The 20,096-nt window shown below is 31.4% G+C and carries 19 protein-coding genes and 1 other RNA gene; 12 read left to right on the forward strand and 8 right to left on the reverse strand.

What is annotated here, in order from left to right:
* The 4 genes from ACYX4H_RS13090 (at position 1) to ACYX4H_RS13105 (ending at position 4,842) form a co-directional block, all read left to right on the forward strand.
* Positions 1 to 978 (forward strand): PorP/SprF family type IX secretion system membrane protein, encoded by a 978-nt coding sequence (locus ACYX4H_RS13090; protein WP_476236735.1) that lies wholly within the window; start codon positions 1 to 3, stop codon positions 976 to 978.
* Between the two features lie 204 nt (positions 979 to 1,182).
* Positions 1,183 to 3,249 (forward strand): polyphosphate kinase 1, encoded by a 2,067-nt coding sequence (ppk1, locus tag ACYX4H_RS13095; protein ID WP_476236736.1) that lies wholly within the window; start codon positions 1,183 to 1,185, stop codon positions 3,247 to 3,249.
* Position 3,250: 1 nt separating this feature from the next.
* Entirely contained in the window at positions 3,251 to 4,156 is a 906-nt protein-coding gene (locus ACYX4H_RS13100) for a Ppx/GppA phosphatase family protein (RefSeq protein ID WP_476236737.1), read from the forward strand.
* A gap of 95 nt (positions 4,157 to 4,251) precedes the next feature.
* Positions 4,252 to 4,842, forward strand: coding sequence for a porin family protein (locus tag ACYX4H_RS13105; protein ID WP_476236738.1), 591 nt, complete (start codon positions 4,252 to 4,254; stop codon positions 4,840 to 4,842).
* Here the strand turns inward: ACYX4H_RS13105 and ACYX4H_RS13110 are convergent.
* From ACYX4H_RS13110 to dnaX, 3 genes are read right to left on the reverse strand one after another with little or no spacing between them, the layout of a single operon-like run.
* Entirely contained in the window at positions 4,839 to 5,420 is a 582-nt protein-coding gene (locus ACYX4H_RS13110) for a MiaE family protein (protein WP_475296290.1), read from the reverse strand. The genes ACYX4H_RS13105 and ACYX4H_RS13110 overlap by 4 nt on opposite strands.
* A complete protein-coding gene (locus ACYX4H_RS13115; RefSeq protein WP_476236739.1) occupies positions 5,407 to 5,991 on the reverse strand; it encodes a hypothetical protein in 585 nt (194 codons plus the stop codon). Before ACYX4H_RS13115 ends, ACYX4H_RS13110 begins: the two co-directional genes overlap by 14 nt.
* Positions 5,984 to 7,702, reverse strand: a complete 1,719-nt coding sequence (gene dnaX, locus ACYX4H_RS13120) for a DNA polymerase III subunit gamma/tau (protein ID WP_476236740.1) — start codon at positions 7,700 to 7,702, stop codon at positions 5,984 to 5,986. The genes ACYX4H_RS13115 and dnaX overlap by 8 nt, the downstream gene beginning before the upstream one ends.
* Before the next feature lie 102 nt (positions 7,703 to 7,804).
* Here dnaX and rnpB point away from each other — a divergent pair.
* Positions 7,805 to 8,155: RNase P RNA component class A (gene rnpB, locus ACYX4H_RS13125), an RNA gene on the forward strand.
* A gap of 33 nt (positions 8,156 to 8,188) precedes the next feature.
* Here the strand turns inward: rnpB and rsmD are convergent.
* Genes rsmD through ACYX4H_RS13140 form a run of 3 tightly spaced genes read right to left on the reverse strand, consistent with a single transcriptional unit; the run spans position 8,189 to position 10,282 of the window.
* Entirely contained in the window at positions 8,189 to 8,737 is a 549-nt protein-coding gene (gene rsmD / locus ACYX4H_RS13130; protein WP_475296293.1) for a 16S rRNA (guanine(966)-N(2))-methyltransferase RsmD, read from the reverse strand.
* Positions 8,737 to 9,561 carry a DUF3822 family protein gene (locus ACYX4H_RS13135; protein WP_476236741.1) on the reverse strand — a complete coding sequence of 275 codons (825 nt, stop codon included), beginning with the start codon at positions 9,559 to 9,561 and terminating at the stop codon, positions 8,737 to 8,739. The genes rsmD and ACYX4H_RS13135 overlap by 1 nt, the downstream gene beginning before the upstream one ends.
* Positions 9,545 to 10,282: a hypothetical protein gene (locus ACYX4H_RS13140; protein ID WP_476236742.1), complete on the reverse strand. Its 738-nt coding sequence runs from the start codon at positions 10,280 to 10,282 to the stop codon at positions 9,545 to 9,547. Before ACYX4H_RS13140 ends, ACYX4H_RS13135 begins: the two co-directional genes overlap by 17 nt.
* A 126-nt stretch (positions 10,283 to 10,408) precedes the next feature.
* On the opposite strand from ACYX4H_RS13140, the gene ACYX4H_RS13145 reads away from it, so the two are divergent.
* From ACYX4H_RS13145 to ACYX4H_RS13175, 7 genes are read left to right on the forward strand one after another with little or no spacing between them, the layout of a single operon-like run.
* Positions 10,409 to 11,830 carry an ATP-dependent DNA helicase gene (locus ACYX4H_RS13145; RefSeq protein WP_475296296.1) on the forward strand — a complete coding sequence of 474 codons (1,422 nt, stop codon included), beginning with the start codon at positions 10,409 to 10,411 and terminating at the stop codon, positions 11,828 to 11,830.
* Between the two features lie 5 nt (positions 11,831 to 11,835).
* Entirely contained in the window at positions 11,836 to 12,411 is a 576-nt protein-coding gene (locus ACYX4H_RS13150; protein WP_476236744.1) for a DUF4126 domain-containing protein, read from the forward strand.
* A gap of 38 nt (positions 12,412 to 12,449) precedes the next feature.
* Positions 12,450 to 13,178: a 3-deoxy-manno-octulosonate cytidylyltransferase gene (gene kdsB / locus ACYX4H_RS13155; protein WP_476236745.1), complete on the forward strand. Its 729-nt coding sequence runs from the start codon at positions 12,450 to 12,452 to the stop codon at positions 13,176 to 13,178.
* Positions 13,179 to 13,187: 9 nt separating this feature from the next.
* Positions 13,188 to 13,889 carry an HAD family hydrolase gene (locus ACYX4H_RS13160; protein WP_476236746.1) on the forward strand — a complete coding sequence of 234 codons (702 nt, stop codon included), beginning with the start codon at positions 13,188 to 13,190 and terminating at the stop codon, positions 13,887 to 13,889.
* Positions 13,889 to 14,506, forward strand: coding sequence for a CatA-like O-acetyltransferase (locus ACYX4H_RS13165; protein WP_476236747.1), 618 nt, complete (start codon positions 13,889 to 13,891; stop codon positions 14,504 to 14,506). Before ACYX4H_RS13160 ends, ACYX4H_RS13165 begins: the two co-directional genes overlap by 1 nt.
* Positions 14,507 to 14,554: 48 nt before the next feature.
* Positions 14,555 to 15,637 carry an iron-containing alcohol dehydrogenase family protein gene (locus tag ACYX4H_RS13170; protein ID WP_475296301.1) on the forward strand — a complete coding sequence of 361 codons (1,083 nt, stop codon included), beginning with the start codon at positions 14,555 to 14,557 and terminating at the stop codon, positions 15,635 to 15,637.
* 1 nt (position 15,638) lies between these two features.
* A complete protein-coding gene (locus ACYX4H_RS13175; protein WP_476236748.1) occupies positions 15,639 to 16,187 on the forward strand; it encodes a 1-acyl-sn-glycerol-3-phosphate acyltransferase in 549 nt (182 codons plus the stop codon).
* Positions 16,188 to 16,367: 180 nt separating this feature from the next.
* Here the strand turns inward: ACYX4H_RS13175 and ACYX4H_RS13180 are convergent, their stop codons facing one another.
* Positions 16,368 to 18,998: a zinc-dependent metalloprotease gene (locus ACYX4H_RS13180; RefSeq protein WP_476236749.1), complete on the reverse strand. Its 2,631-nt coding sequence runs from the start codon at positions 18,996 to 18,998 to the stop codon at positions 16,368 to 16,370.
* 86 nt (positions 18,999 to 19,084) lie between these two features.
* Positions 19,085 to 20,080: a Gfo/Idh/MocA family protein gene (locus tag ACYX4H_RS13185; RefSeq protein WP_476236751.1), complete on the reverse strand. Its 996-nt coding sequence runs from the start codon at positions 20,078 to 20,080 to the stop codon at positions 19,085 to 19,087.
* Positions 20,081 to 20,096 lie beyond the last annotated feature (16 nt).

The following is a 20,096-nucleotide window of genomic DNA, read 5'->3' on the forward strand; positions in this document are numbered from 1 at the left end:
ATGCAAAAATTATTTACATATCTGTGCTTTTTACTAGTAACGTTTACTTATGCGCAGGAGCTTAATTTACCAGTATTTACCCAATATTTGGCAGATAACAACTTTGTGGTTTCGCCAACCTATGCCGGTATTGGTGATAATGTAAAGCTTAGAGCTAATGGTTTAACACAATGGGTTGGTATTAAAAATGCCCCAGACAACCAATCGTTTTATGGTGATGTTAGAATAGCCGATAGGTCTGGTGTTGGTTTATCTTTGTATAACGATAGAAATGGTAACACTATACAAACTGGTGCTAAATTTTCGTTTGCTCACCATTTAGTACTAGATTATTATGCAAAAATGTACTTGTCTTTAGGTATTTCATATAACATTAATAATTTTAGAATTGATATTAACAACTTTAATACAAGTTATGAAAATCCAACAATAGACCCTTTTGTTACTGATGATAGAAGAACAACCAATCATAACTTTGATGTTGGAGCATTATTTAGGCTTAAAGGCATGTTTGTAAGCTTAAATGTGAATAATATTTTAGAGAAAAAACTTGAAGAATCTGAAAGAGTTTTTGAGCCTAACTTGCTTTTAAATTATCAAATATATGCGGGTTACACCATTCCTGGGCCAAAAAAGAGTGGTTTAGAGTTTGAGCCTTCTATTTTCTATCAAATGTTTACTAGTGATAAACGTTCGGCTACCGATGTGAATTTTAAAGTTAGAAAATATAACCGTAAAGAAGATTATATTTGGGGTGGTATTAGTTACCGTTTTTTAAACGATCAGTTTTTTAAGCCACTAAATGTGGGGCCAATGGTTGGGTTTAAAAAATCTATGTTTTATTTTGGTTATGCTTACCAGGTTACTACTAATGATTTATCGGCTTATAATTCTGGCACACACGTTGTTACAATTGGCATAGACTTTTTGCAGGGTATAAGCAATTGCCCTTGTACGCAAGACCCTGTACACCACTAGTAAGCGCGTTAGGGATAGCAGCGGAAAGCCCACAGCGGTAGCGAGGACTTGCAGCGTATAGCCCGCCAGCACCATAGGTGGTGGAACGCCAAAATTTTTGTAGTATATTTAAAGGAAATTTAAAGCTAGAGTCTTTATTTTTTATAGTTAAATAGAATATATTTGTTTGCTGTTACATCCTTAAATATATAATTCTGCAAAAATATGATAGCTACCGAAACCGAAAATAACTTATATATAAACCGTGAGATAAGTTGGTTACAATTTAATGCAAGAGTACTTCAAGAAGCTTCAGATGAGCGTGTACCTCTTATTGAACGTTTAAGGTTTTTAGGCATTTTTTCTAATAATTTAGATGAATTTTTTAAAGTACGTTATGCAACTGTTAAACGTATTGTTGAGGTTGGTAAAGATGGTAAAAACCAACTTGGTGGTATTAAAGCCAAAGAATTGCTTGAAATTATAACCCAAATTGTAATTAAACAACAAGCAGAAAGTATAAAGGTTTTAAATGATATTGATGCCAAATTAAAGGAAGAAAATATTTATGTTATAGATGAAACGCAAGTTGATAGCCTGCAACATGAATATATTAAAAAATATTACTACCAAAATGTAAGTTCTGCTTTAGTTACCATTATTTTAAATGATTTGGTTCAAATACCAAATTTAAAAGACAGTGCTGCTTATTTAGCTGTTAAAATGGAAATGAATGATGATACTAAGCAGTTTGCACTTATTGAAATACCAAAATCTGTTAAGCGTTTTATTGAGTTACCTAATCAAAATGGGCATAGTTATATTATAATGTATGATGATTTGTTGAGGTATTGCTTAAGTGATATTTTTAGCATTTTTGATTACAAAACCATATCGGCTCACATGATTAAAATAACACGCGATGCTGAGCTTGATTTTGATAGTGATTTAAGTAAAAGTTTTATTGAAAAAATATCAGATAGCGTTAAACACCGCGAAATTGGTGATCCTGTACGTTTTGTTTTTGATAAAACTATTGATGATGACACGTTGCACTATCTTATGGAAAAAATGAATATTGAAAATACAGATAGTATTATTCCAGGAGGCCGTTATCACAATAAAAGAGACTACATGGGATTTCCTAGTTTAGGAAGAACCGATTTGTTATATGATAAAATTGAAGCTTTGCCCATAAAAGGTTTAAGTTTAGAAAGCAGTAGCATTTTTGAGGCTATTGCTAAAAAAGATTATTTACAACACGCACCATACCAAACGTTTTCATATATTATTAAGTTTTTACGAGAAGCCTCTTTAGATCCTAAAGTAAAAACTATAAAAATTACCATTTACAGGTTAGCACAAATATCGCACGTTGCAAGTGCCTTAATTAATGCTGCCATTAATGGCAAAACGGTTACGGTTTCCATTGAGCTAAGAGCACGTTTTGATGAAAAAGCCAATATTAAATACGCCGAACAAATGAAACGAGAAGGCGTAAATTTAATTTTTGGAGTTCCTGGTTTAAAAGTACACAGTAAAATGTGTGTTATTGAGCGTGAAGAAGGCAAAAAAATAAAACGTTACGGATTTATTAGTACAGGAAACTTTAATGAATCTACAGCAAAAATATATACAGATTATACATTATTTACTGCCAACCAAGGCATATTAAAAGATGTAAATAAAATATTTAATTTTTTTGATGCTAACTATAAAATATTCTCATACAAGCATTTATTAGTATCTCCACATTACACACAAAAAAGCATTTTTAAATTAATTGATAAAGAAATTGAAAAAAGCAAAAATGGCAAAGGTGGTTACATTAGGTTAAAAATGAATAGCGTATCAAGCTATGAAATGGTAGATAAATTATATGAAGCCAGTAACCATGGCGTTAAAATTGATATGATTGTTCGTGGTATTTGTTGTTTAATTCCTGGCGTTGCGGGTATGAGTGAAAATATTAACGTAATTAGTGTTGTTGATAAATTTTTAGAACACCCAAGAGTTTATATTTTTGGTAAAGAAGAAGATACTAAAGTTTACATATCTTCAGCAGATTGGATGACAAGAAATATTGTGAATAGAGTAGAGGTAAGTTGTCCTGTTTATGATGAAGATATTAAACAAGAAATTATTGATACCTTTAATATTTGTTGGAGTGATAATGTAAAGGCTAGATTAATTAATACGCCTAATGAAAATGAATACAGAAAAAATGATAATCCGGAAGTACGCTCACAAATAGCAATTTACGATTATTATTTAGAGAAGCTTAAAAACTAATATGCTTACAATTAAAAAATACGCAGCCATAGATATAGGTTCTAACGCTGTAAGACTACTAATTTCAAACATAATAGAAGAAACCGGCAAACCAGTTAAGTTTAAAAAAAACTCATTGGTAAGGGTGCCAATACGCTTGGGTGCCGATGTGTTTATAAACAAAAAAATTTCAGAAGAAAATAAAGAGCGCATGGTTGATACCATGTTAGCCTTTAAATTGCTTATGAAATCTCATAAGGTTGAAAAATACAAAGCCTGCGCAACATCGGCCATGAGAGAATCTAAAAACGGAAAAGCCGTTGTAGAACTCATAAAAAAGAATGCAGGCATTAATATAGATTTAATTAATGGTGAAGTTGAAGCTGAAATTATTGCAGCAACAGATTTAAATAAATTTATAGACCCTAACAAAACTTATTTATACGTTGATGTTGGTGGTGGTAGTACAGAGTTTAGTGTTATTTGTAATGGCGAAAAAAAAGCCTCAAAATCATTTAAAATAGGTACTGTACGTATTTTAAATGACATGGTGAAAGATAATGCTTGGGAAAAACTAGAAAAATGGATTGGCAAACATACAGCCGGTTATGATAAAGTGTATGTTTTAGGTTCTGGTGGTAATATTAATAAAATATTTAAAGTATCAGGTAAAGCAATTGGAAAGCCTTTAACGTACTTTTATTTAACTAATTACTACAAATTACTACAAAGCTATACCTATGAAGAACGTATTACAGAGCTTGAACTTAACCAAGACAGAGCCGATGTTATTATTCCAGCAATGAAAATTTATTTATCTGCCATGAAATGGAGTAAATCTAAACATATTTATGTACCAAAAATAGGATTAGCTGATGGTATTATAAAAAGCATATACTATGATACCGTTTCAAGTAATACACAGTAAAATTATGCACTTTAGCCTGTAAAATATTGCTTTTTAATATTATAGCATATATTCGTATTAATATAATTACAACTACAAGCCCAAATTTATTACTTATGAAAAAAACAGTACTTTTTACCTTACTTCTTGTTTTTTCAGTATATAGTTTTTCTCAAGAAAAAACACAAGACACAACAAAAGTAGTTGCTGCAAAAAAACAAGATAATTACGTTTATAAAGGCGTTAAATACGGTATTAGAGGTGGTTATAACATTTCAAATTTAGATTTTGAAGATACACCACCAATGATTAACAAACACCGCAATAGTGTTTATTTTGGTTTTTTTGCTCAAATAGGTTTTTCAAAAAGCATTGCCTTAGCACCTGAGTTACAATTTTCTGCAGAGGGTGCTAATGATGAAAAAATTCATTTAGATTATATACAAGCGCCAATACTTTTAAAAGTAAGATTAAGCGAAAAGTTTCATATTGGTGCTGGTCCGCAGGTGGGTTTAAAAGTACATAAAGAAGATGATGGTGTAAACAACTTTGCATACTCTGCTGTTGGTGCTTTAGAATATAAAATCAACTATGCATTATTTGCTGATGTAAGATACACTTATGGTATTAGAAATGTTTTTGAAGATGCCACAGGGTTGTCAGCTAAAAACACTAATATTCAAATAGGTGTAGGCTATAAGTTTTAGCCGTGTACGGTTTCGTTTTTTCCTAAATCAGACATAATTTTTGCTTCAAACTCTAAAAGTTGTTGCCATTTGGTGTCAACTTCTTTTTTATCACCATATTTTCTGGCAAAGCCTAGAAACATGGTGTAATGGTTTGCTTCACTTACCATTAAATTTCTATAAAAAGTAGCTAACTCTTGGTCTTTTAATTCTTCAGATAATAACCTGAAACGTTCACAACTTCTAGCTTCAATTAAAGCAGCATAAAGCAACCTGTGCACTAGTTGTGTTGTACGGCTTCCTCCTTTTGGGAAAAATTTCATTAATTGAATTACGTATTCGTCTTTTCGGTCTCTACCTAAAGTCCAGCCACGTTCTAAAATTTTATCATGTACCATTTTAAAATGGCTAATTTCTTCTTTAACCAAAGCAACCATTTCTTGAACAAGTTCAGTATATTCAGGAAAACTAACAATTAATGAAATAGCAGTACTGGTAGCTTTTTGTTCACAAAAGGCATGGTCTGTAAGTATTTCTTCAATATTTTTTTCAACAATATTTACCCATCTTGGGTCTGTTGGTAACTTAAGTCCTAGCATAGGTATTTAAATTTTCTGTTGTAAAATGGCCATTTTCATCAATTATAATATAAAATGATATACAATCTGTACTTTTTGGTTTGTATAATGAAGCCGTTAACACAAGTTTATTAAATTTTAAAGTTGCTTCTTGGTTTATAGTTATGGTATTACCTACAAATTGACTTCCATTAATTAGATTTGGAAGGTTATTGACAATAAAATCTGTATCAATTTTTTTATTGAAGATAATGGCGTTGTTTTTTGTTACCAGAACATCAGATTCTATACATCTAAAATGCGCTGTATTAATAACCGAATTGTTTTTAACAACTTCAGTTATCGCTTTTTCCATGTTGGTATAATTTTTTATACTAACGTTATAGCCATTGCTTAAAATGGAATCTTGCACAACCTCATTATAGTGTTTTGGTGTAAAACTTTCAATTTCAATAGGTTTAGAAGTTTTATTGAAATCTGTAATAGCATCTTTCAATAAATCGGTTTTATGTTTTCGGCCATCACAACTTGATAGCATTATAAAAACTCCTAAAAATAAGAGTAATGTTATGTTTATAATTTTTTTAAACATCTAGATTAAAAGTTTTTCTTAGTAACTCAATATTAGGGTTTTTTTCTTTTAATTTTTCAAACTTTTCTAGCGTTGTATAAGCATATTGTTTTTCTTTAATTTCATTAACAGAAATAGATAATTCAATATCATAATTTTTTAAAGATTGCCTAATAAATGCTAATAAATCGTATTGATTACGCTCAATTTCAACTTTATTTGTTGCATTTGGGTATTCTAAATACGCGGTTGTTCCTTTAACTCTAGGCGTATCAATGGAAAGAATTGATGCCAAATTACGTTTTCCTTGTTCTAAAAGTTTTTCAATATATGTATGCCATACTTTAAGAAAGGCTTCTTCTGTAAATGGTTCTTTTGGTAAATTTTCTTCATCAACAACAACATTCATTTGCTTAATTTGGTGCTCTTTTTTCGCTTTTAAACTACTTAAAGATAGACCAGAAGTTCGCTTATTAGATTGTTTTAAAATAATTTTTTGAGGTTGTGTTTTTTGAAAATCATTACCTGTTTTGTTGGCTTTTAAATCTGTTTTTTCAGGTTCAGTTTCTGGTGTTGCCTTAGGTTTGTTTTCTGGCACAGAAACTTTTACAGGTTTAATACCTTTACTTTTAAAGTAAGCTGCCGGAATTATGTAATGTTTGCTATTTTTTTTTTCTCCATCAAAAGTGATAGAGGCAAGTTGCATAAGGCAAAGTTCAACCAGCAATCGCTGATTTTTACTGGTTTTATACTTGAGGTCGCATTCATTAGCCAAATGAATACCTTGAATTAAAAACTCCCTATTGGCTTTTCTAGATTGTTGTAAATATTTTTGTTTGGTTTGTTCACCAACTTCAAGTAAAGCTATGGTATTTTCGGTTTTACTAACCAATAAATCTCTAAAATGAGAAGCTAAACCTGCAATATAATGGTGTCCATCAAAACCTTTAGACAGCGTTTCATTGAATTGTAGTAAAAGCTCTGGTATTTTATTATCTAAAATAAGATTGGTGCTTTCAAAATACGTTTCGTAATCTAAAACATTTAAATTTTCGGTTACGGCTTGTCTGGTAAGGTTTTTTCCAGAAAAACTTACCACACGATCAAAAATTGAAAGTGCATCGCGCATAGCGCCATCTGCCTTTTGCGCTATAATGTGCAAGGCATCATCTTCGGCAGTAATGCCTTGTTCTTCAGCAATATATTTTAAATATTCTTTTGCATCGGTTACTGTTATGCGTTTAAAGTCAAATATTTGACAACGCGATAAAATAGTGGGTATTATTTTATGTTTTTCAGTAGTTGCTAAAATAAAAATACAGTGTTTTGGTGGTTCTTCTAAAGTTTTTAAAAACGCATTAAAAGCAGCCTGTGAGAGCATGTGAACCTCGTCAATAATATAAACCTTGTATTTACCAACTTGTGGCGGAATTCTAACTTGATCGGTTAAATTTCTAATATCATCAACAGAGTTGTTTGATGCGGCATCTAATTCAAAAATATTAAATGCGAAATCTTCATCTGTATCAACACCATCACTATTAATCATTTTGGCTAAAATACGTGCGCAAGTAGTTTTACCAACACCACGCGGCCCTGTAAAAAGAAGCGCTTGGGCTAAATGGTTGTTGTTTATGGCATTTAATAATGTATTTGTAATAGCCTTTTGCCCAACAACGTCTTTAAACGTTTGGGGTCTGTATTTTCTGGCTGATACTACAAAATGTTCCATTAAAAATTATTAGAATAACAAATTTAAAAATTCAGTTATTAATTATAAAGTTTGAAGGTGATTTTTAAAAGGAGTTATTAACAATTTGTTTACTTTTGCGGCAAAGTAGACCGCCTTATCGCTTTTTAACGTTGAACTTGTTTCAGCGTAAAAGAGAGGAAAGTCCGAACACCGTAGTGCAATATAGTGGTTAATGGCCACCAGTTGTAAAGCTAGGAAAAGTGCAACAGAAAGTATGTACAGGTAAGGCTGTAGTGAAATCAGGTAAACTCTATATGGTGCAATGCCATGTATACCAACGTTTAAGGGTTGCACGCCCAATGTTGGAGGGTAGGCAGCTAAAGTGTATTGGCAACAGTACATTAAGATAAATGATAAGGGTGTTTTTTATTGTGAATGGTTTCATTCTCAATTTTAAGCATACAGAATTCGGCTTATAGGTTTACTTTAAAATAAACAAACCCTTCGTTTTGAAGGGTTTTGCTTTTATTTATTTTCTATAATTTCGAAAAAGCTAAATACGTTACCGCCATAACTTTTGGAGTAACTGAAGTGTTTTAATTCAGATAAGTTAGTGTGTTTTGAGTGTTCTACTATTAAAACACCACCTTCTTCTAATACATTATTTTGAAAAACTAACTGCGGAATGGTTTCAAAAAGCTCCGTAGAAAAATCATAAGGCGGGTCTGCAAAAATAACATCATATTTTAAGGTGTTATTTTCTAAAAATTTAAATACATCACTTTTTATAGTTTCAATAGGCATTTCAAAAGCTGTAGCCGTTTCATTTATAAACTTAATACAGTTGTAATTTTGGTCTACACTTGTAATATTTTCAGTGCCACGAGATGCAAATTCATAACTTATGTTGCCTGTGCCCGCAAATAAATCTAAAACATTAATATCATCAAAATAGTACAAATTGTTTAAAATGTTGAATAGTGATTCTTTGGCCATATCTGTAGTTGGGCGCACCGGTAAATTTTTGGGAGCTACTATTTTTCGTCGTTTGTATGTGCCTGATATTATTCGCATTAAAAACTCTTAATTAAAGTGAAAAATGAATGTTTATCTTTTGGTTTTTCAGTAAAATTATAATTAGCAATGCTATTGCCAAAAGAAACATTTCTTACGTATTTGTATGTTATTTTGTAAAACTCATCGGCATCATCAATATCACCAACAAATACTAAATTAAAAACCTCTGGATTTAATTCTAATTGTTCTGCAGTAAACAATATATAGTAAATAAAATCTTGTTTTGTAATGTATTCAAAAGTGTTATAAAAAACAAGTTTGTTATTATTTACAATTACAAGTTCAAAATTATTTGTGTTTACATTAACATAAACTTTGGGTTCTTTATTGTCTTTTTCCGTTTCTAATATACTTTCAATTAGTACTGTTGAGATATGTTTAAATGTAAATGCGCCAAATTTGTCATAAATATAATTGTTTATGTTAACGTAGGGTACATAAACGCTTATTGCTTCAGTGTTGTTTATTTCATCAAAAGAAATAAAATCTGTTTGTAATATTTTAGCGTTAAACTTTAAATAATCAGCCAAAGCATCTTCATTAAAAACATGTTTTGGTACGAGAGTGGATAGCTCGTTTTCGTGAATTACCGTTACATTATTAAAAGTGTCTTTTTGCAAGCTTTTTTCTGTTTTAAAAAGCGTTTCTACCTGCTCTAAAAGTTTAATAGGGTTTAGTTTTTTACTAAAGTCTATTTTTTTTAATGCAGTAATAGTGTTTGTGTCTTGATTTAAAACACAAAAAGAAAGTCCATTCAAACTAATTTGAATGGACAGTTTCTTGTTAGTTAGTTTATGTACTGTATTACTCGTTAGAGCCATAAGTTTTAGGCCAGTTTCCTATAGTTTTAACTTCTTCCATAGAACCTACTTTTAAAGCGCTACCATTAACACCATCAACCGATATTACTTGGTTTTCTTGCACTAAAAGGTCTTTATTTTGGTCAAATAAAATAACGTCTTTTTTAACTGAAGCTTCAAAAACAGGAATGTTTAAATTGTTTTGCTCAATAAAACCTGCATCCATTTTAAATTTAGCACCAGGTTCTCCAACAGGTACATTCATCATTGTTTTATATCTGTCTGAATTTTTGAATAATGAATCTTTAACAGATGCATATCCTAAGGTATCAATAATTACAATGTCTTTAAACATATCAACACCGTAACGTTTTGTTTGTTCAACATCTAAAACACTAGAATCTCTTCGTTGTGTAATTGTAAATTTAGCAGTATCTAAAAACTTAACTAAACCATCAAAATCTTTTGAGAATTTTCCGGTAACTGTTTTGTGTGCTAATTGTGAGTCTCTAATATCAATTAAGCTTTTAATTACTTTAGCGTAACGTTTTTGCTTTGTTTTATTAAATTGAATTGGCTCATATATAGACATGTAAGTTTGGTAGCCCAAAAATCCTATTAATACCCAAAGGATGATGGTTAAAAAAGGTTTAGCTTTTGTTGGTACAAATTTGTCTATTAATTTTACTAATACTATGGTTAGAAGTATAACACCAACTGCAATAAGAATAAATTTTAGCATTGTTATTTTTAATTATTAAGTTATCAAAGGTCTTTCGCAAATCTACAATTTTTTTTTATTCGTTAAAACCTACAAACAAAAAAATCATTTCTATATTTGAATAATTTTTTTCTTGGTAATTAATTCATGACGTCTTCAGAATTTTATTCGCTTATAAAACAACATTTTCCTTTTCAGCCAACGCTAAAGCAAGATGTTGTATTACAGCAACTTTCAAATTTTATTTTTAGTAAAACGCCTAATAGTCTTTATGTTTTAAAAGGCTATGCGGGTACAGGTAAAACAACTATTGTTGGTGCTATAGTTTCTAACCTTTGGAAGGCAAAAAAGAGCGCAATTTTAATGGCGCCTACCGGAAGAGCAGCAAAAGTAATAGCAAATTATTCTAAAAAAGAGGCATTTACCATTCATAAGAAGATATATTTCCCTCGAAAAGAAAAGGGTGGTGGTGTTAAATTTGTATTACAGCCAAACAAACATAAAAACACTATTTTTATTGTAGATGAAGCCTCAATGATACCAGATACACCTGGCGATTCAAAATTATTTGAAAATGGCTCATTACTTGATGATTTAATGCAATATGTATATTCTGGTCACCAATGTAAATTACTTTTAATTGGTGATACAGCACAATTACCACCAGTAAAATTAGATTTAAGTCCTGCTTTAAACGAAGATACTATTAGCTTAAATTACAATAAAGAAGTTAGTGTAATGGAACTTGATGAAGTTGTAAGGCAAGAATATGACTCCGGAATATTATCTAATGCTACCATTTTAAGAGAAGCTCTTGCTAATGAAGTTTATGACTATTTTAAGTTTGATTTAAACGGCTTTAAAGATATTGTAAGGCTTGTTGATGGCTATGAAATTATGGACGCCATAAACGAATCTTACAGCAATTTAGGTAATGAAGAAACGGCTATTATTGTACGCAGCAATAAACGAGCCAACTTATATAACCAGCAAATACGCAGTCGTATTCTATTTAATGAATACGAACTTTCTTCAGGAGATTATCTTATGGTTGTTAAAAACAATTACTTTTGGGTAAAACCAAACTCTGAAGCAGGTTTTATTGCCAATGGTGATATTATTGAAGTGCTTGAAATTTTTAGAATTGAAGAACTTTACGGTTTTAAATTTGCATCGGTTAAAATACGCATGGTAGATTACCCCAAAATGCAACCCATTGAAACCATGTTACTATTAGATACTATTACTGCCGAAACGCCTTCATTATCTTATAACGATTCAAACAGATTGTACCAAGAAGTAGCTAAAGACTATGAAAACGAAAGTAATTATAAAAAGTTTTTAAAAATAAAAGCCAATAAACATTTTAATGCGCTACAGGTTAAGTTTTCATATGCTATTACCTGCCATAAATCTCAAGGTGGACAATGGAATACTGTGTTTGTTGAGCAACCATATTTACCAGATGGAATAAATAAAGATTATTTACGTTGGTTGTATACCGCTGTAACCAGAGCCAAAGAAAAATTGTATCTTATTGGTTTTAAAGATGATTTTTTTGAAGAATAACACATATGAATTCAGAAACATTAATTAGTATTTGTTTAGGTATTGGACTTTCAGCATCGGTTGGCTTTAGAGTTTTTTTGCCATTATTTGCATTAAGTCTTGCTGCTTATTTTGATGTTTGGCAACTCAATGAATCATGGCAATGGGTTGGCAGTACAACGGCTTTAGTAACCTTAGGTGTGGCAACAATTGCCGAAATTACAGCATATTTTATTCCATATATTGATAATTTGTTAGATAGTATTGCGGTGCCATTAGCAGGTATTGCAGGTACCGTGGTAATGCTTTCAACAGTAGCTAATCTAGACCCTGTAATTACGTGGTCTTTAGCTATAATTGCTGGTGGTGGTACTGCTGCAGCAATTTCTGGAGCTTCTGGTACAACACGTTTAGCATCAACAGCCACTACTGCTGGTGTAGCAAATCCATTAGTTTCTAGTTTAGAAACAGGTACCTCATTAATTATGTCTGTTTTATCCATATTTATGCCTGTTGTTGCTGTTATTTTTACGGTTTTTATATGTTATATTTTTTTCAAACTGTATAAAAAGTTAAAGAAAACCAAGCATACTGCTCCATAAAAAAGAGTATTTTTGAAGACGAATTGATTAATTAATTTATGAAGATAATTTCAATGATTCCGGCGCGTTACAGCGCAACAAGGTTTCCTGCAAAACTCATGCAAGACCTTAATGGTAAACCTGTAATATTACGAACTTACCAAGCCACAGTTGCAACAAATTTATTTGATGATGTTTTTGTGGTTACAGATAGTGATATTATTTATAATGAAATTGTAAATAATGGCGGAAAAGCCATAATGAGTAAAAAAGAACATCAATCAGGCAGTGATAGAATTGCTGAAGCAGTTGAAAATATGGATGTAGATGTTGTTATAAATGTTCAAGGTGATGAACCTTTTACCGATAAAGAATCATTATCAAAACTCATTCAAGTTTTTAAAAATGACAATGATAAAACGGTTGATTTGGCTTCATTAATGGTACATATTACTGATGAAGACGAAATAAATAACCCTAACACGGTAAAGGTAATTATTGATACTTTCAACTTTGCATTATATTTTTCTAGAAGCCCAATTCCGTATCCAAGAGACACAACTGTTAATGTTAAATATTACAAACACAAAGGTGTTTATGCTTTTAGAAAACAGGCGCTTATAGATTTTTACAATTTACCAATGCTAACTTTAGAAGCTTCAGAAAAACTAGAGCAACTTAGGTATTTAGAATATGGTAAACGCATAAAAATGGTTGAAACAAACGTACAAGGCATAGAAATTGATACACCTGAAGATTTAGAACGGGCTAAAAAAGCTTGGAAATAGTTAGTAAATATGAGTGAATACAAAAACATAAAAGTTATTGGTTTTGATGCAGATGATACACTTTGGGTTAACGAAACCTATTTTAGAGAAGCCGAAGAGGCATTTTGTAAATTATTATCTGAATACGAAACACCTAACAAATTAGACCAAGAACTTTTTAAAATGGAAATGGCTAATTTAGAGCTTTACGGTTATGGAGTTAAGGCTTTTACACTATCAATGGTGGAAGCTGCTCTAGAACTTTCAAATTATAATATTTCAAACAAAAAGCTGGAGCAGGTTTTAAATATTGGAAAAAACATGCTTAATAAACCCGTTGAATTACTTGATGGGGTAGAGCAAGTGTTAAAAACACTATCAAAAAAATACAAACTAATTTTAGCTACTAAAGGCGATTTGCTAGACCAAGAGCGCAAGCTTGAAAAATCTGGATTAACATCGTATTTTCATCACATTGAAGTTTTAAGTGATAAAAAAGAAGCTAATTACAGCAAACTTTTAAATCATCTAGATATAAAGCCAGAGCAGTTTCTAATGGTTGGAAATTCGTTAAAATCTGATGTGCTTCCGTTAGTAAATCTAAAAGCGCATGCTATTCATGTGCCATTTCATATAACTTGGGCGCATGAACTTGTAACCGAAAACGAAACCAACGGAAAAGAATACAAAACAATAAGTTCACTAAAAGAACTTTTAAACTTACTAGATTAGTGAAAATTATAGATATTGAAAACTGGAACAGAAAAGCGCATTACAACCATTTTTGTGGTTTAAAAGATCCGTATTTTGCATTAACCATACCATTTAACGTTACCAAAGCATATCAGTTTTCAAAAGACAATAACATTAGTTTTTTTGCAAAATATTTACATGATTGTATGAAAGCTATTAATGCTGTTGATAATTTAAAATACAGAATAGAAAATAACAATGTGGTACAGCATGATGTTATAAATGCATCGGCTACTTTAATGCGTAGTGATAATACATACGGATTTTCGTTTATAGATTTTGATGCAGATTTACAAACTTTCATAAAAAATATTGAAAGCGAAAAACAGCGCATAGAAAATTCAAATGATTTGTATCCTCCAAAAAATACTTTAGACTGTATTCATTGCTCTGCATTACCTTGGGTGTATTATTCGGGTCATAAAGAGCCTGTTTCGGGTGTTTTAGAGTCTATTCCAAAATTATCATTTAGTAAGGCAATTAAAAATCAATCAGAATTAACCATGAATGTATCTATAAACGTAAATCATGCATTGGTAGATGGTTATCATGTTGGGCTTTTTTCTGAGAAATTTCAACAAAATTTAAACCAATAAACGTAGAAATAGTATTATTTTTACATTTCGAAAAAGAAATTAGAGTAAATGAGTTATAAAAACTTTCCAATGGTGCCAAGAGTTGTTTTTGGCAGAGGTAGTTTCAACCAATTAAGCGAAATATTAGACCCCAAACGCTTAAGTATAAATGCTCCATTTATATTTTTAGTAGATGCTGTTTTTAAAACAGATGGTAAATTAACTTCAAGAATACCGTTATCATATAATGACAAAATAATATATGTTTCAGCTAAAGAAGAACCAAAAACAGAGCAGGTTGATAACATTGTTAAAGATATCATCTTAACTACAAAAGAAAGACCTTCGGGCATTATTGGTATTGGTGGAGGTACGCTACTAGATTTAGCAAAAGCGGTGTCTATTATGCTTACAAATGAAGGCGAAGCTAAAGATTACCAAGGTTGGGATTTGGTTAAAAACCCAGCCATTTACCACGTTGGTATTCCAACAATTTCGGGTACAGGTGCTGAAGTTTCGAGAACAACCGTTTTAACAGGACCAGAAAAAAAATTAGGAATAAATTCAGATTTTACACCTTTTGATCAAGTTGTTTTAGATTCTGAATTATTACAGGGCGTAGACAAAAACCAATGGTTTTACACAGGTATGGATTGCTATATTCACTGTATAGAATCTTTAAACGGCACTTATTTAAACGCCTTTAGCCAAAGTTATGGAGATATTGCACTTTCACTTTGTAAAGAAGTGTTTTTAAATAATAATTTATCGCAAGTTGAAGCCGACGAAAAGCTTATGATGGCTTCATGGCACGGTGGTATGAGTATTGCATATTCTCAAGTTGGCGTAGCGCATGCTATGAGTTATGGCTTATCTTATCTTTTAGGAACAAAACATGGTATTGGCAACTGTATTGTTTTTGATCATTTAGAAGAATTTTATCCTGAAGGTGTAAAACTTTTTAAAGAAATGAAAGCTCTGCATAACATAACATTACCACAAGGAATTTGTGCAAATTTATCTGATGCAGATTTTGATACTATGATTGATATTTCATTAGATTTAAAACCACTTTGGGAAAATGCTTTAGGTAAAAATTGGCAAAAAATAATTACCCGTAAAAAGTTAAAAGCGCTTTACCAAAAAATGTAACATGCGCTGGTTATCAAAATTTATTTACTTTAAAATACTACGCTGGAAAGTTGTAGGCAATGTTACGCTTTCAAAAAACACCATAAAAAAAGCTGTAATAATAGCAGCACCTCATACTAGCTGGCACGATTTTTACATTGGTGTGCTTTTACGTTCTGTAATTAACGTTAAAACAAATTATATTGCAAAAAAAGCATTGTTTAAATTTCCTTACGGATGGTTTTTTAGAGCTTTAGGTGGTACACCTGTAAATAGGTTTTCAAATGAAAATAAAGTATTAGCCATTGCCAATATTTTTAAAAAGCATAATGAATTTAGAATAACCATGGCGCCTGAAGGTACCAGAAAAAAGGTTAACCATTGGCGTACTGGTTTTTATTATATAGCTAAAGAAGCCCATGTGCCCATTATAATGATTACGTTTGATTTTAAAAACAAACAAAATAAAATTTCTGAACCTTTCTATCCAACAAAAAATAAGGAAGACGATTTTAAATTTATGCGAAACTTTTTTAAAAATGTTGAAGGTAAGATACCCAAATATTCTTAAATATCAGGTAATTAATAAATTATGGCATACATTTTGATTATTATTCGTTGTACTTAGTTAATGAAACATAAAGTAAACAATTAGTCCCTAAAAAGAAACATAAACTAATACACTGTAAAAAAACAAAAAAGCTATTTCTAAAACGAAATAGCTTTTTTTTATTGGTCATATTTTTAGGTATTACTTTATTTCTTTTAAAGCATTATCTATTAAGGTTCTTAAATGTTGTTTATGCGCTCTAGATGCCGTATTGCCACTTGTATTGGCTATTGCTCTTATACGTTTCAAATTATATAAAGCCATAGATTTTGATGTATTTGTAAACTTACTAGATTGTTTACCTGTTAACATATTTATTAGTCTATTAGTATATTCAATTTGTAAATTTTGTCTAAACGAATTTACATTACCATAAATATCTGCTTTAAAAATTGCATCATTCAAATCTGTCATGAAAGTAGATAAACTATACTGGTTTCCATAAAGCTCAGAATCTGTTATACGTTGTAAGGTGTTAGGGTGTAGTATATGATTTAACACATTTTTTTGATAACTTAAAACTTGACTATGAATTTTAGGGTCTTCAGGTCCACTCATAAAATCAAAACCACGACGTTGTTTAGCTAAATAGTTGAATAAATCATTGGGTGTATTAAAAGCATTTGGCGCAAAAACATATTTTCTTAAGGCAGTCATTGCTCGTTTTTGGTCTGCTAAACTAACTGGTGTATAAGGTTGTGTTGCGCCTTGTTGTCCTGCCATAGCTCTATCAACGTATACACCGCCTATGTAACGAGAAATTATATTAGCAGCGCCACTTCTTTGTCCGCTTAATAAGCCATAAACACGTCTTAATTCTTCGTATGATTGTCCATCTTTCACAAATTTTTCTTTAGCTGTTTGAAGTAAATTATCAGAAAGTTCTATTCTATCAATAGCATACTGTATAGCATCACTAGATTGATCGTTGGTATTCACTCTTGGGTCAATGGCTTTACCTGGAGCCCGCATATCATCAGCATCATTACCAAAAATTAATTCTGGTTCAGTAGATCTGTTCAATAATAGATTTTTTTCAGCTTCATTTTTAAAAGGCGTATAACCAAATTGAATAGCCCAAACATCATATGGGCCAACAGCTACGTCATCATATTGACCTTGTTTGCTTCTGTCTTTGGTAATATTAAGTGTTGCATAATCCATTACAGATGCTGTTAAGCATTTACCTTCAATAAAATCAGGTGTTGCCAATTGTTCTGGAGAAAATAACTGACTCGCTTTCATGTTATGGTTTAGCCCAAGAGTATGCCCAACTTCATGCATAATTAAAGCCATCATAGACTCTTTTTTTATACGCTCCATTTCTAAATCTGATGCGCCCGTAGCACTAGCAACAGCATTTGCAAACATGATGTCTACATGCATGGCATCACCAAACGAACAGTAATTATGATTATGTTCATCATGCGAGTTGTTTTCAAAAGCTTTGTGTTCACTAGCTAATTCGTAAACCTTGTCATAAAACACACGGTTTGTAAAATGCACATATTCTAGCATAATATCTGCACCTAAAATTTCACCTGTTCTAGGGTTAACAAAACTTGGTCCGTAACCACCAAAAGGAGGTTGCGGAGATGATGTCCAACGCAACACATTATACCTAATATCTCCAGCATCCCAATCTGCATCATCTGGCTGTTGTTTAACAACCATGGCATTTTTAAAACCAGCTTTTTCAAACGCTTTATTCCATTGTAAAACAGCTTCTTTAATAGTTGCTCTCCATTCATGAGGTGTTGAGTTTTCCATCCACCAAACAATTGGTTTAACAGGCTCAGAAATTACGGCATTAGGATCTTTTTTTACTAAATTCCATCTATGTACCAAATCTCTATATGCAATAGTTTTTGTAGTAGTTTGGTCGTCAACTTGCGTGGTGAAATACCCAACTCTTGGGTCATCAAATCTAGGTTGGTAGTCATTATCAGGCATTGCAATTAAACTATGAAACACTTTAATGCTTACGTTTCTACCATCAGAAACAGCCCCCGAACCTCTGTTTAATGCATAGGGGTTAGAGTAAACATATTCAATTTTTAAATTAGTGTTTTCAGGGTAGTTTTTAATAGCATTTACTTTGGTTTTGTTTTTATCTAAATTACCAAGTTTAAAAGCTAGAGGAGATGTGCCTGGTCTAGATGCAGGTTTTACTGTTGCAAATGTTTCTTTTAAAAATAAGTCGTTAGCTTTAATTAAGTATAAGCCTTTCTTTTCATCATGTGCTTCTATTTTTAAGCTTGCCATTATGCCTTCACTTATATTGGCAGATTCAGATTTTGAGATAGGGTTTGTTGGATCAAAATAAAACGAAGTGTTTTGATAAACAAATTCAATTTTATCAAAATACTTATTAATTTTAAATACTTTTGAACCTCTGTAAGAACCTCTATTAATTCTACCAGCATCCATTACACCATCGGCTATTTGGCTAAAATAGATAAACTCTTTACCTAATTGCTCTTCAGAAATTAACATTTGTAAAGCTCCATTTACTGTATCTTGATAAATGGTAAATAAACCTTCCATTTTTTTGCTTCGCTTAACAAAGTCTGCAATTTGTTTCTTTTTTGGAGTTTTTGGTTTTGGAGCTTCAGTTTTAGCCTGATTTTTTTTCTTTTTCTTCTTTTGTGCCGAAATATTTAAGGGCGACAAAAATGCTACCAAAACAAAAGCAGCCAATAGCATTTTAATTGGTTTTTGTAGTTTGATTTTCATGTATTGAAATTGATTATTAAGTATAAATGATGTCATTTTTTAAAAATGATACCAAATTTAACCAAACAATAACAAAATTGTTACAATAAAATGTTAAATTGAAATGTTTTGAAAGCTGTAAACTAGAGTTTTCCTAATATTTTATCCATAACCCAATTAGTGTGTAATGCTGTTTTTCCTGTTGAAGGATGCTTGTAATTGTTGTAAAGTAATTGATTACGCATACCTTCAATATGAAATTGCTGTATGTGTTTAGGGTTTTCTATTTCAATTGCTGTGGTTTTAGAGGCTGTTGTTAAAACCAATGGCTTTTCATGAAAAACTGCAAAATTAATAGTGCCTTTACTACCATAAATAGTAACAGTATCTAAATGTAAACTTGCAGCAAAGTTCCATGAAGCACAACCTGTAGCACCATTAGCATGCAACCAACTCGCTGTAACGGCATCTTTTGCGCTGTATAAATTTTGTTGATTAGTAGCAAAACCTGTAGCGTTAACAATGTTACCTAAAAGTTGCGAAAATAAATCTAAGCCATGACTAGCTAAATCGTCAAAATAACCACCAGAAGCAATGTTAGCATCGGTACGCCAATTATATTCACCAGATAAATCAAGTGCACTTGCAGGTTTGCATTGTTGCCAATTTATGTGCCTTACAATACCAATTTCACCAGCATCAATCCATGTTTTAATTTGTTTAAAACGGGGCAAAGAACGCCTGTAATATGCCACAAATAACGGAATGTTTTTGTCTTTAAATGTGTTATAAATTTCTAAGCTATCGTGGTAAGATGGTGTCATAGGTTTTTCAATGCAACAAATTTTACCCGCATTAGCAACTTTAAGTGCGTAAAACTTATGTGTATCGGGCGGTGTAGCTATGTAAACAGCATCAACTTCGGTATCGTTAATTAAAGCATCTGCATTCGTGTAATATTTTTTTACCTGATGGCGCAGTGCATAATCTTTTGCTTTAGCTTCATTACGGCGCATTACAGCAACTAAATCAAAACCATCAGTTAATTTATAGGGAGGACCGCTTTTTATTTCGGTTACATTACCGCAACCAATAATGCCCCATTTAATAGTTTTGTTGGGTTGTGTTGCGGTTTCCATAATTTAAAAATTGAAG

Source organism: Seonamhaeicola sp. ABD4_340 (assembly GCF_056312135.1).

What these genes read in the sequence shown, in the direction of transcription:
- rsmD (WP_475296293.1), bottom strand. Translation starts at nt 8,737, where the DNA reads ATGCGAATAATATCAGGCACATACAAACGACGAAAAATAGTAGCTCCC.
- ACYX4H_RS13115 (WP_476236739.1), bottom strand. Translation starts at nt 5,991, where the DNA reads ATGTTTAAAAAAATTATAAACATAACATTACTCTTATTTTTAGGAGTT.
- ACYX4H_RS13175 (WP_476236748.1), top strand. Translation starts at nt 15,639, where the DNA reads ATGCGCTGGTTATCAAAATTTATTTACTTTAAAATACTACGCTGGAAA.
- ACYX4H_RS13105 (WP_476236738.1), top strand. Translation starts at nt 4,252, where the DNA reads ATGAAAAAAACAGTACTTTTTACCTTACTTCTTGTTTTTTCAGTATAT.
- ACYX4H_RS13170 (WP_475296301.1), top strand. Translation starts at nt 14,555, where the DNA reads ATGAGTTATAAAAACTTTCCAATGGTGCCAAGAGTTGTTTTTGGCAGA.
- ACYX4H_RS13090 (WP_476236735.1), top strand. Translation starts at nt 1, where the DNA reads ATGCAAAAATTATTTACATATCTGTGCTTTTTACTAGTAACGTTTACT.
- ACYX4H_RS13160 (WP_476236746.1), top strand. Translation starts at nt 13,188, where the DNA reads ATGAGTGAATACAAAAACATAAAAGTTATTGGTTTTGATGCAGATGAT.
- ACYX4H_RS13135 (WP_476236741.1), bottom strand. Translation starts at nt 9,561, where the DNA reads ATGGCTCTAACGAGTAATACAGTACATAAACTAACTAACAAGAAACTG.
- ACYX4H_RS13150 (WP_476236744.1), top strand. Translation starts at nt 11,836, where the DNA reads ATGAATTCAGAAACATTAATTAGTATTTGTTTAGGTATTGGACTTTCA.
- kdsB (WP_476236745.1), top strand. Translation starts at nt 12,450, where the DNA reads ATGAAGATAATTTCAATGATTCCGGCGCGTTACAGCGCAACAAGGTTT.
- dnaX (WP_476236740.1), bottom strand. Translation starts at nt 7,702, where the DNA reads ATGGAACATTTTGTAGTATCAGCCAGAAAATACAGACCCCAAACGTTT.
- ACYX4H_RS13180 (WP_476236749.1), bottom strand. Translation starts at nt 18,998, where the DNA reads ATGACATCATTTATACTTAATAATCAATTTCAATACATGAAAATCAAA.
- ACYX4H_RS13110 (WP_475296290.1), bottom strand. Translation starts at nt 5,420, where the DNA reads ATGCTAGGACTTAAGTTACCAACAGACCCAAGATGGGTAAATATTGTT.
- ACYX4H_RS13100 (WP_476236737.1), top strand. Translation starts at nt 3,251, where the DNA reads ATGCTTACAATTAAAAAATACGCAGCCATAGATATAGGTTCTAACGCT.
- ACYX4H_RS13145 (WP_475296296.1), top strand. Translation starts at nt 10,409, where the DNA reads ATGACGTCTTCAGAATTTTATTCGCTTATAAAACAACATTTTCCTTTT.
- ACYX4H_RS13185 (WP_476236751.1), bottom strand. Translation starts at nt 20,080, where the DNA reads ATGGAAACCGCAACACAACCCAACAAAACTATTAAATGGGGCATTATT.
- ppk1 (WP_476236736.1), top strand. Translation starts at nt 1,183, where the DNA reads ATGATAGCTACCGAAACCGAAAATAACTTATATATAAACCGTGAGATA.
- ACYX4H_RS13140 (WP_476236742.1), bottom strand. Translation starts at nt 10,282, where the DNA reads ATGCTAAAATTTATTCTTATTGCAGTTGGTGTTATACTTCTAACCATA.